The 1,040-nt window shown below is 49.4% G+C and carries 1 rRNA gene; it reads left to right on the top strand.

The window, feature by feature from the left end:
- Window positions 1–1,040, top strand: a 23S ribosomal RNA gene (locus AAEY68_RS20660); the annotation flags it as partial.

The following is a 1,040-nucleotide window of genomic DNA, read 5'->3' as shown; positions in this document are numbered from 1 at the left end:
GCGAACGCGGAGAACTGAAACATCTAAGTACCCGTAGGAAAAGAAATCAACCGAGATTCCGAAAGTAGCGGCGAGCGAAATCGGAACAGCCCTTAAGCTTATTATGTGTTAATGGAAGGCTGCTGGAAAGCGCCACGATACAGGGTGATAGTCCCGTACATGAAAAGACATTTTAAGTGAAATCGAGTAGGTCGGAGCACGTGAAACTTTGACTGAATATAGGTGGACCATCATCTAAGGCTAAATACTCCCAACTGACCGATAGTGAACCAGTACCGTGAGGGAAAGGCGAAAAGAACCCCTGTGAGGGGAGTGAAATAGAACCTGAAACCGTGTACGTACAAGCAGTAGGAGCCCACTTGTTGGGTGACTGCGTACCTTTTGTATAATGGGTCAGCGACTTATATTTTGTAGCGAGGTTAACCGAATAGGGTAGCCGTAGGGAAACCGAGTCTTAACTGGGCGAATAGTTGCAAGGTATAGACCCGAAACCCGGTGATCTAGCCATGGGCAGGTTGAAGGTTGAGTAACATCAACTGGAGGACCGAACCCACTAACGTTGAAAAGTTAGGGGATGACCTGTGGCTAGGAGTGAAAGGCTAATCAAACCGGGAGATAGCTGGTTCTCCCCGAAATCTATTTAGGTAGAGCCTCGGACGAATACTTACGGGGGTAGAGCACTGTTAAGGCTAGGGGGTCATCCCGACTTACCAACCCTTTGCAAACTCCGAATACCGTAAAGTAATATCCGGGAGACACACGGCGGGTGCTAACGTCCGTCGTGAAGAGGGAAACAACCCAGACCGCCAGCTAAGGTCCCAAAGTCATAGTTAAGTGGGAAACGATGTGGAAAGGCCCAGACAGCCAGGAGGTTGGCTTAGAAGCAGCCATCCTTTAAAGAAAGCGTAATAGCTCACTGGTCGAGTCGGTCTGCGCGGAAGATGTAACGGGGCTAAACTATGCACCGAAGCTGCGGATTCAGAATTTATTCTGAGTGGTAGGGGAGCGTTCTGTAAGCCGTTGAAGGTGTACCGGGAGGT

Origin of the sequence: Pseudoalteromonas sp. RB2-MNA-CIBAN-0110, from assembly GCF_040309305.1 — a bacterium.
GTDB lineage: Bacteria > Pseudomonadota > Gammaproteobacteria > Enterobacterales > Alteromonadaceae > Pseudoalteromonas > Pseudoalteromonas arctica.
The sequence above is the reverse complement of the archived record's forward strand: the minus strand, read 5'-3'. Positions and strand labels throughout refer to the sequence as shown.